Consider the following 8990-nt stretch of genomic DNA (forward strand, 5'->3'; position numbering starts at 1 on the left):
GGCCGCCCGACCGGGCGCTCTGCCAGTCTGGGCACCGTGGAGGACGTCGACACCGCCCCGACGACGCTCGCCCGCGCCCGGGACGCGCACGGCGAGGTCGTGCTGCGGCGGCGGCCACCGGCGACCTACGAGCTCGTCGTCAACGGCGTCTTCGCGATGGACACCGTGGACGTCGCCACCGAGGAGCTGCTCGCGACGCTCGCCCTCGAGCGGGCCGCGGCCGCCGGGGGCGACGGCCGGACGGTCCTCGTCGGCGGGCTCGGGCTCGGCTTCACCACGCGCCGGGTCCTCGCAGACCCGGAGGTCACGTCGGTCGTCGTCGCCGAGCTCCACGGACCGCTCGTCGACTGGACCCGCGCGGGGCTGGTCCCGCCGGCGGCGGGGCTGCTCGACGACCCGCGGGTCCAGGTCGTCGTCGCGGACGTCCGGGACGTCGTCATCGGGAGCCCGCCGGCGTCCCTGGACGCCGTGCTCCTCGACGTCGACAACGGCCCCGACTTCCTCGTGCACGACGGCAACGGCGCCCTCTACGACGCCCCGTTCCTGCGGCTCGCCGCCACCCGCCTGCGCCCCGGCGGCGTCCTCGCGGTGTGGTCGGCGAGCCCGTCGCCCAGGGTGCGGGCCGCCCTCGAGGAGGTCCTCGGAAGCTGCGACGAGGTGCTCCACCTCGTCGAGCGGGAGGGCCGCACCTTCACGTACGCGCTGTACCTGGCTCCTGCGGCGCCTGCTCCGCCCACACCGGCCGTGTGATCGCCTCCCGCTCCCCGAGGGAGAACCAGTTCATCCGGTCCGCCCGGGTCGCGTTGCCCATGAGCGTGAGGTCCGGCAGCCCGTCCTCGGCGAGGTAGGCCGGGTCGACGCTCACGTGGACGACCTCGGCGAAGACGACGTGGCCGGAGCGCGGCAGCTCGCCGAAGCTGCGGACCTCGGCGAGCCGGCACTCCATGCTCGCCGGGGACTGACCGACCCGCGGCGGCCGGACGGCGACCGACGGCACGGGCGTCAGCCCGGCGACCTCGAACTCGTCGGTGCCGGCGGGGGCGTCGATCGACGTGAGGTTCGCGGCCTCGCGCAGCCGCCAGGGCACGACGCTGATCGTCAGCTCGCCCGTCGCCTCGATGTTGCGCAGCGAGTCCTTGCGGCCGATCGACGTGAACGAGACGACGGCGGGCTCGGCCGAGGCGATCGTGAAGTACGAGTGCGGCGCGAGGTTGCGCCGGCCCTGGGCGTCGACCGTGCTCACCCAGGCGATGGGCCGCGGGGCGACGAGACAGTTGAGGAAGGAGTAGGCCCGGCGACCGAGATCGGCGACGGGCATCTCGGTGCGGTCCGGGGAGCGGGGCGGGGTGTCGGTCACGGGATCCTCACGAGCAGGTCGGCGCGGACGGCGGTCCGGGCGACGAGGCGGGCGTTCGCCTCGTCGCTGCGGTGCACCCACTCGGTGGCGGCCTCGGGCGTGCGGCCGTGCGCGACGTGGCGGGCGACGAGCCGTTCGACCCGGACGGCGTCGTCGAGGTCGGCGTACCAGCACTCGTCGAGCAGCGGCCGGACGCCGGCCCAGGCCCCGTCGTCGAGGAGCAGGTAGTTGCCCTCGACGACGACGAGAGGCGTGGCCGGGTCCACCGGGACGGCGTTCGCGATCGGCTCCTCGATCTCGCGGCGGAACAGCGGCGCCCAGACCACACCGTCCGTCGGGTCCGCGCGGGGCGCGTCCGGCGCGGTCCGGGGCTGCGCCGCGATCCGGGCCAGGAGGGCGACGAACCCGGCCGCGTCGAAGGTGTCGGGGGCTCCCTTGCGCAGCGCGCGGCCGAGCCGCTCGAGCTCGGCCTGGGCGAGGTGGTACCCGTCCATCGGGACCACGACCGCGCTGCCGGCGGGGAGCGCGGCCACGAGGGCCGCGGAGACGGTCGACTTGCCCGCGCCCGGCGGGCCGACGATCCCCAGGACCGTCCGGCGGCCCGAGGCGAGCAGCGTGCGGGCCCGGTCCACCGCCGCGTCGAGCGTCACCGCGCGCGGCGCCTGCCGCGACCCGTCGTCCACGGGCGCCATCCTCGCAGCCCGTCGACGGGCCTGCGGGGCCGCCCCGTCACGTGACAGATGTCAGGTCTTCGGGTGACTCCGACGGACACGCCCCTCCTGTCCGCAGATGTGCGCGATCATCAGTCCTACCTTATGTAGTCGCTCAAGCACTTTTAGTAGTCACTTGTCGTCCCGGTGTATCCCTGCGCCCAGGCCGCGGCTCCTGTCCGACGAAGCCCTCCCCGAGGAGTCCCCGATGTTGCTGCGCGCTCCGGCCGGCTGGTCACCGTTCGTGGTGGCCGCCGTCGCCATGGTCGTCCTGGCGGCGCTGGACCTTGCGGGCGCATACGCCGCGAAGGAGGCCGTGCTCCGCAGGTCGCCGGCGTTCGCGGCCTTCGGGATCACCCTGTTCGTCCTGCTCTTCTGGGTCTTCGCGTCGAGCCTGCAGTACGCCGAGCTCGCGCCCGTGACGTTCGGCTGGATCGTCGTCCTCCAGGTCGGCGTCGTGCTCCTCGACCGGTTCCACTACGGGCAGCCGGTGCCGCGCGGGCACTGGGCGGCGATCGTGCTCATCATCGCGGCGCAGGCGTACCTGTTGCTGGCCCCGACGGGCTCGCCGCCGACGACGGCCGCCCCGCCGGCGGACCGCGTGCTCGTCAGCGACGCCCGGCACCGGGCCTGAGCACCCGGCGCGCGCTCAGGTCAGCCGATCTCCTCGGCCACGGACACCCGGAAGTGGAACACCGACGTGAGTCCGTCCACGGTCACGAGGTACTCGTCAGGGGTGATCCGGAAGACCCGCCGCCGCTGCTCGGAGAACGGGTGCCCGGGCGCGAGGCTGCGGCAGACCCCCACCGCGTGGTCGCGGGCGGACTCCCGGGTCGGGAAGACCTCTGCGGGGGCCGGCTGGACCGCCCAGCGGTAGTTGCTGCTGCTGCCCACGGTCTGTTCGACGAGTACGCAGAAGACGCCCGTGCCGCGGGGCTCCGGCTGCGGCGCGGGACCGGCGTCCGCAGGGGGCGCGGGCCCGGGAGCGNGCCTGGGGCACCCCGGACGGCGGGCGCGGGTCCCGGCCCGCCGTCCGGGGTGCCCCAGGCCGGGGTCGCCGGTGGCTGCTCGCCGGCGCTCCCGGGCCCGCGCCCCCTGCGGACGCCGGACGACGGTACGGGCGGCGGGGCGGGTCGGCCGGCCGGGGACCGGTAGGCGTCCTCCCAGCGGACGGCACCGTCCGCCGGCTCGTCCTCCGGCCCGCCGCCGGCCGGCCCGCCCACGGTCACCGGTCGTGGTCCTCGCGGCCGATGGACGCGACGGCAGGCCGCGCGGCGACCGGGCGCGGCAGCCCGACGAGCCGGGGCGTCCGGGCGGCGTAGACGTCGTACTCGTCGCCGAACCGGTCCCGCAGCCGCTGCTCCTCCACGCCGGACTTCACGTGCAGCACCGCGGCGAGCGCCGCGAACGCGACGAGCGGCTCGGGCCGGCGACGCAGCACGGCGAACGCCGCACCGGCGACGAGCAGCCCGGCGTACACCGGGTTGCGGCTGATCTCGTACGGCCCGGCGGTCTGCAGGTGCGCGCCGTCCTTGGGGTCGACGAACGGCGTGAGGTCACGACCGAGGAAGCGGACCCCCTCCTCGGCGAGCGCGGTGCCGGCGACACCGGCGGCCATGCACGCGACGGTGACCGGTCGGGGCAGCCGCCAGCGCGCGCGGCCCGGCCACAGCAGGCCGGCCGCGGCGAGGCCCTGCGCGAGGACGAGGAGGTCGGCCGGGGGACGGCGGGGACGTGCACTGCCGGGCATGTCCCCAGCCTGGCACGGCGGACCCGGCTCCGGGCAGGGCCCGGATGGCACCGGCCGCCGACGGGGCGAGGATGTCGGCATGGACGCACCCGAGGATCGACCCGCCGCCGGACCCACCCGGGTCGAGCACGACACGATGGGCGAGGTGCTCGTCCCCGCCGACGCGCTCTACGGCGCGCAGACCCAGCGGGCCGTCGAGAACTTCCCGGTGAGCGGCGTCCGGGTCGACCCGGCCGTCGTCCGCGCCCTCGCCCGGGTCAAGGCCGCCGCGGCCCGGGTGAACGCCCGGCTCGGCGTCCTCCCGCAGGACGTCGCCGACGCCGTCGCCGAGGCCGCCGACGAGGTCGCCGACGGCGCGCACGGCGACGCGTTCCCGGTCGACGTCTTCCAGACCGGGTCCGGGACCTCGACGAACATGAACATGAACGAGGTGCTCGCGACCCTCGCCGGCCGCCGCCTCGGGCGAGCCGTCCACCCCAACGACGAGGTCAACGCGAGCCAGTCGAGCAACGACACGTTCCCGACCGCCGTCCACCTCGCAGCCACCGACGCCGTGCTGCGTCGGCTCGTCCCCGCCCTGGAGGAGCTCGAGGAGGCCCTGCGGCACAAGGCGTCCGAGTGCGCCGACGTCGTCAAGCCCGGGCGGACGCACCTCATGGACGCCACCCCGGTCATGCTGGGCCAGGAGCTCGGCGGCTACGCGACCCAGGTCCGGCGCGGCATCGACCGGCTGCACGCAGCGCTCCCCCGGTACGCCGAGGTGCCGCTCGGCGGCACCGCCGTCGGCACCGGCGTCAACACCCCGCCCGGCTTCGCGGCCGGGGTGCTCGACGAGCTGCGCCGGGCCACCGGTCTGCCGGTCACCGAGGCCGCCGACCACTTCGAGGCGCAGGGTGCCCGGGACGGGCTGGTCGAGCTGTCCGGCATGCTCCGCACGGTCGCCGTGAGCCTGACGAAGATCTGCAACGACCTGCGCTGGATGGGGTCCGGCCCGATGACCGGGCTCGCCGAGATCCATCTGCCCGACCTGCAGCCCGGGTCCTCGATCATGCCGGGCAAGGTGAACCCGGTCGTCCCCGAGGCGGTGCTGCAGGTCTGTGCGCAGGTCGTCGGCCACGACGCGTGCGTGGCGTGGGCCGGGGCGAGCGGCGCCTTCGAGCTCAACGTCATGGTGCCGGTGATGTCGCGGGCCGTCCTGGAGTCGGTCGGGCTGCTCGCGTCGGCGTCCCGGCTGCTCGCGGGGCGCTGCGTCGCCGGCCTCGTGCCCGACGTCGCCCGGGCCCGGGCGCTCGCCGAGTCGTCGCCGTCCGTCGTCACGCCGCTGAACCGGGTCATCGGCTACGAGAACGCCGCCAAGGTCGCCAAGCACGCGGTCGCGCACCGGACGACGGTCCGGGAGGCGGTCGTGGCGCTGGGGTTCGTCGAGCGCGGCGAGGTCGACGAGGCGACCCTCGACCGGCTGCTCGACGTCACCGCGATGACCCGCCCGCCGGCAGCCGGGTCGTAGCGCCCACCGCGAGCACCTCGGCGCGCACCGGCGCCCCGCGCGCAGCCACGGCCGCGGCGAACCGGTCCCCCGGCGTCCGGAGCTGGTGGCGCATCGTGAACGACAGGCCCGCCGGGTGGTAGGTCCCCCAGTGCACCGGGACCGCGACCCGGGCGCCGACCGCCTCGACCGCCTCGGCGGCCCGGTCCGGGTCGAGGTGGCCGGGCCCGAGGTTCGGCCCCCACCCCCAGACCGGCACCGCGGCGAGGTCGACGACGCCGCGGCGGCCGAGGCCGGCGAGCCCGGCCATCCCGGCGAACAGGCCGGTGTCCCCCGCGAGCCACACCGAGGCCGCCGCGGACTCGACGAGGTGGCCGACCGACGAGGCGGTCGGCCCCCAGGGCTCCCGGCGGCCGAGGTGCTCGGCCGGCACCGCCGTCACGTGGACGCCGTCCGCCACCTCCAGCTCGCACCCGGGTGCGAGCTCGACGGCGTCGAACCCGTTGCGGCCCAACCAGGACCGGGCGCCGGGCGGCACGACGAGCAGGCGCGGGCGCAGCCGCCGCAGGGTCGGCAGGTCGCAGTGGTCGTGGTGCAGGTGGGAGAGCAGGACGACGTCCACCGGGTCGTCGACGAGCGTCCGGACGGCGCCCGCTGTCGCCGTCGCGGGCACGGCGCGGCGCAGCGCCCCGACCCGCTGCCGCAGGACCGGGTCGGCGAGCACCCGGGCACCCCCGACCTCGACGAGCACGCTCGAGTGCCCCAGCCACGTGAGCGCGGGGCCGCCTGCCGGCGGCGCCGCGCACCCACCGGTCCCACCCACGTGTCCAGCCTAGGCGGGCAGCATCCACCGCTCGGCCCAGGGGCTGCGCCGCGCGGGTGGTCCCGGTTCAGGAAGCCGGCGCTGCGGACGACGAGGGGGGCATGACGAGCCTGCGCCGCGTGCCCCGTGCCCTCACCGGGCTCGTGCCGCTCGCCCTCGGCGTCGGGCTCGCGCTCGTCGTCACCCCGGCCGCCGGGGCCCTCGCGGCGACCAGGGTGCTGCCGACGACCCTCACCGTCTCGGGCACGGCCCGGCTCGTCGTGGCCGACCCGCGCGACCGCGGCCCGGCGTCGCTCGCGCTCGGCCACGTCGAGGAGGTCGTCGCGGTCGTCGACGGTCTCGGCGTCCGGCTCGGGGAGGTGCCCGACGTCGCACCGAACCGGCCCGTGACGCTCACCGTCTCCGCGCCGTACGGGACCTCGCCGGATGAGGCGGTCGAGAGGCTCGCCGCGGCCGCGGACGACGTCACGGTCGTCGACGCCACCCAGCCGGCCGCGCCCCGCCGGGCCGCCGCGCCCGCGGTGACCCGGACCGCCGTCCCCACGACGGGCACCCACAGCATCACGGTCCTGCCGGTCTGGTGGGGCGCGGCCCCGGACGCGACCGTCGGGCAGCTGTCCACGCTCGCCGCCCGCTCGGCGACGTTCTGGGAGGACCAGTCCGGCGGCGCGCTCGACGTCACGACGTCCGTGCGGCCCTGGCGGAAGGTCACCCTCGCCGCGGACGTCGTCGCCGGCTGCGACTTCGTGGCGATCGCCGCGGCCGCGTTCGCGGCGAACCCTGCCGTCGTGACGTCGTCGGTCACCGACCACCTCGTCGTCTACTTCCCCGGCGCGGCCACGTGCGGCTGGGCCGGGCTCGGCTACGTCGGCTGGAACACGCTGTGGGTCAACGGCTACCTCGACGAGGGCGTCACCGAGCACGAGCTCGGCCACAACCTCGGGCTCGGCCACGCGAACGGCTACCAGTGCGTCACCGACTCCTGGCAGGTGACGCTGTCGTCGACATGCACCTCGCACGAGTACGCCGACCGCAGCGACGTCATGGGCTTCGGCTCGTGGGACACCCCGACCGGTGACGTGAACCCCGCCGAGGCGGACTACCTCGGTTGGCTGGCCGCGGTCGACGTCGACCCGGCGGAGGTCACGTCGGCGCTCACCGTCGACGTCCACGCCCCGGGCGGGGCCGACGCCGTCCGGGCGCTGCGGATCCCGCTCCCGGCGGGCCCCGGCGTCCCGGCGAACACCCTTGTGTACATCGGGTACCGGTCGACGGCCGGGCCGTACGCCGACGACTGGCTCGGCGTCCAGGCCCACCTCATGATCGGCGCGAGGCGACCCTGGACACAGCTGGTCTCGTTGCGTCCCAGCAGGTCCGCGCCGACGACGTCCGCCGCCTGGTACTCGCCGGGGTGGGTCTCCCCGGCACTGCCGGTGGGGACGGCGTGGCGGGTCCCCGGGACGTCGCTGCTGCTGCGCGTGCAGTCCCAGGACGCCGCGGCAGCCCGGATCCAGGTCTGGGACGACGCGACGACCGACCTCGTCGCCCCCACCTCCCCCGGCGGACCGACGGTGCGCCAACAGGTCTCGGCCGGCAGCCGGGTCACCGGGCTCGCGGTGTCGTGGGCCGGCTCGACGGACGCGCGGTCCGGCGTGCAGCGCTACACGGTGCGCGTCGACGGCCGGGTCGTCGCGACGGCGGGGGCGACGGCCCGCTCGGTGGTCGTCCCGGCGTCCGCGGTGGCTGCCGTCCGGCCGCTCGCGGGCCGGCACACCGTGAGCGTCGTCGCATCGGACGGCGCGGGCCTCACCTCGGCCGCGGCGTGGCGCTGGACCACCGTCGACACGACCCGGCCCGCGGCCCCGGCGCTGTCCGCCCGCGTCCTCGACGCCCGGCACGTCGCCGTCCGGTTCACCGCGTCGTCCGACGCGCAGAGCGGGGTCGCGGCGTACCACCTGCTGCGCAACGGGTCCGTCGTCGCCCGGGTCACCCCGGTCCCCGGCAGAGCGGCCTGGACGACGACGGTGGCCGTGCCCGTGGGCACGACCACCGTCGCGGTCAGGGTGACGAACGGAGCGGGCCTGCAGCGCGTCGTGGCGGCCCGCGTCACGACCCGCTGAGCGCCGTCCGTCCGGGCCTGCGACGACTGCGGCTCAGTACCAGTTGTGCGCCTGGCTGTGGCCCCAGGCCGCGCACGGGGTGCCGTACGTGCTCTCGATGTAGCCCAGCCCCCAACGGATCTGGGTCGCGGGGTTGGTCCGCCAGTCGGAGCCGGCGCTCGCCATCTTGCGACCCGGCAGCGCCTGCGGGATGCCGTACGCGCTCGACGTCGGGTTGTCGGCACGGACGTTCCAGCCGCTCTCCTTGGTCCACAACGCCTCGAGGCAGGAGAACTGGCCCGAGCCCCAGCCGTAGGAGGCGAGCATCGCCCGGGCGACCCCCTTAGGGTCGCGCGCGGCGGACCGGGCGACCCGGCGCCGCTCGGCGGCCCGGCGCTCGGCGGCGGCCTCGGCCTTGGCCTTCCGCTTCGCCTCGGCCCTGCGCTCCTTCTCCTTCTCGGCCTTGCGCTCCGCCTCGGCCTTCGCCTTCCGCTCGGCCGCCTCGGCGGCCTTCATGGCGGCGACCGCGGCGAGCCGCCGGTCGTCGTCCGCGGCGAGCACCGACGTCGCCCGCAGCAGGTCGGCCGGGTGCGCGGCCGACACGTTCTGGCCGGTCAGCGCGTAGGCGGCCGGGCGCGGGTCGACGGCCACGGCCTCGTCCTGGCTCGTGACGACGACGACCGTGACCACGGTCGCCAGCGCGGCGACGCTCGCGGTGGCCCGGACGGCGGTGCGCAGCGTGCGGCCCGTCGACGGACCACCGGT

The 8990-nt window shown here is 76.4% G+C and carries 9 protein-coding genes; 4 read left to right on the forward strand and 5 right to left on the reverse strand.

Annotated elements, in window-relative coordinates; genetic code table 11:
• Window positions 1-36: 36 nt before the first annotated feature.
• The gene (locus tag EDJALFJO_RS01805) at window positions 37-750 is read left to right on the forward strand and encodes a hypothetical protein (RefSeq protein WP_088281608.1); all 714 of its coding nucleotides are present in this window, start codon (window positions 37-39) and stop codon (window positions 748-750) included.
• Here EDJALFJO_RS01805 and EDJALFJO_RS01810 read toward each other — a convergent pair.
• Together EDJALFJO_RS01810 and EDJALFJO_RS01815 are read right to left on the reverse strand one after the other, a co-directional pair.
• Window positions 692-1357 carry a flavin reductase family protein gene (locus EDJALFJO_RS01810; RefSeq protein ID WP_088281610.1) on the reverse strand — a complete coding sequence of 222 codons (666 nt, stop codon included), beginning with the start codon at window positions 1355-1357 and terminating at the stop codon, window positions 692-694. The genes EDJALFJO_RS01805 and EDJALFJO_RS01810 overlap by 59 nt on opposite strands.
• On the reverse strand, window positions 1354-2040 hold the full coding sequence (locus EDJALFJO_RS01815; protein ID WP_233149625.1) for a nucleoside/nucleotide kinase family protein: 687 nt from the start codon (window positions 2038-2040) through the stop codon (window positions 1354-1356). Before EDJALFJO_RS01815 ends, EDJALFJO_RS01810 begins: the two co-directional genes overlap by 4 nt.
• A gap of 235 nt (window positions 2041-2275) precedes the next feature.
• On the opposite strand from EDJALFJO_RS01815, the gene EDJALFJO_RS01820 reads away from it, so the two are divergent.
• The gene (locus EDJALFJO_RS01820) at window positions 2276-2701 is read left to right on the forward strand and encodes a hypothetical protein (RefSeq protein ID WP_088281614.1); all 426 of its coding nucleotides are present in this window, start codon (window positions 2276-2278) and stop codon (window positions 2699-2701) included.
• Window positions 2702-3292: 591 nt separating this feature from the next.
• Here EDJALFJO_RS01820 and EDJALFJO_RS01830 read toward each other — a convergent pair.
• Window positions 3293-3817 carry an isoprenylcysteine carboxylmethyltransferase family protein gene (locus tag EDJALFJO_RS01830; RefSeq protein ID WP_143448232.1) on the reverse strand — a complete coding sequence of 175 codons (525 nt, stop codon included), beginning with the start codon at window positions 3815-3817 and terminating at the stop codon, window positions 3293-3295.
• 79 nt (window positions 3818-3896) lie between these two features.
• Here EDJALFJO_RS01830 and EDJALFJO_RS01835 point away from each other — a divergent pair, with 79 nt between their 5' ends.
• Window positions 3897-5324 carry a class II fumarate hydratase gene (locus tag EDJALFJO_RS01835; RefSeq protein ID WP_198949921.1) on the forward strand — a complete coding sequence of 476 codons (1428 nt, stop codon included), beginning with the start codon at window positions 3897-3899 and terminating at the stop codon, window positions 5322-5324.
• Here EDJALFJO_RS01835 and EDJALFJO_RS01840 read toward each other — a convergent pair.
• Window positions 5287-6126: an MBL fold metallo-hydrolase gene (locus EDJALFJO_RS01840; protein ID WP_088281620.1), complete on the reverse strand. Its 840-nt coding sequence runs from the start codon at window positions 6124-6126 to the stop codon at window positions 5287-5289. The genes EDJALFJO_RS01835 and EDJALFJO_RS01840 overlap by 38 nt on opposite strands.
• A gap of 101 nt (window positions 6127-6227) precedes the next feature.
• Here EDJALFJO_RS01840 and EDJALFJO_RS01845 point away from each other — a divergent pair, with 101 nt between their 5' ends.
• The gene (locus EDJALFJO_RS01845) at window positions 6228-8246 is read left to right on the forward strand and encodes a hypothetical protein (RefSeq protein ID WP_088281622.1); all 2019 of its coding nucleotides are present in this window, start codon (window positions 6228-6230) and stop codon (window positions 8244-8246) included.
• A gap of 33 nt (window positions 8247-8279) precedes the next feature.
• Here EDJALFJO_RS01845 and EDJALFJO_RS34785 read toward each other — a convergent pair.
• Window positions 8280-8990: hypothetical protein (locus tag EDJALFJO_RS34785; protein WP_198949922.1), on the reverse strand; the 711-nt coding region annotated here is incomplete at its 5' end.

It is taken from the genome of Kineosporia sp. A_224 (genome assembly GCF_002198655.1).
In the GTDB taxonomy this organism is placed as follows: domain Bacteria; phylum Actinomycetota; class Actinomycetes; order Actinomycetales; family Kineosporiaceae; genus R-H-3.

Coding starts and splice junctions, on each gene's coding strand:
- EDJALFJO_RS01820 (WP_088281614.1), top strand. CDS start 2,276: ATGTTGCTGCGCGCTCCGGCCGGCTGGTCACCGTTCGTGGTGGCCGCC.
- EDJALFJO_RS01830 (WP_143448232.1), bottom strand. CDS start 3,817: ATGCCCGGCAGTGCACGTCCCCGCCGTCCCCCGGCCGACCTCCTCGTC.
- EDJALFJO_RS01835 (WP_198949921.1), top strand. CDS start 3,897: ATGGACGCACCCGAGGATCGACCCGCCGCCGGACCCACCCGGGTCGAG.
- EDJALFJO_RS01845 (WP_088281622.1), top strand. CDS start 6,228: ATGACGAGCCTGCGCCGCGTGCCCCGTGCCCTCACCGGGCTCGTGCCG.